Genomic DNA, 253 nt, shown 5'->3' with positions numbered 1-253 from the left:
GTATTGTTGTACAGCTGGTGATGCTGATGCTGTTGCTGGCGTCGGTGAGTAGCTGGGTTGTGATCTTCCAGCGCAGCCGGGTGCTATCTGCCAGCCGTGCCCAATTGCTGGATTTTGAAGATCGCTTCTGGTCCGGTGCCGATCTCAATGATCTGTATCGAGAGTGTCAGGCCAAAGAAACAACCAGCATGATCGAAAACGTCTTTATGGCGGGGCTGAAAGAATTTGGCAAGATGCGGCAGCAGAGTACGCA

General features: G+C 52.6%; 1 pseudogene. It reads left to right on the top strand.

The annotated features are described in order from the left end of the window. Positions 1 to 253: pseudogene (locus tag Q4563_RS21180) on the top strand (protein TolQ); the annotation flags it as partial.

Source organism: Gilvimarinus sp. 1_MG-2023 (assembly GCF_030548285.1).
This window is presented reverse-complemented; position numbering and strand designations above follow the sequence as displayed.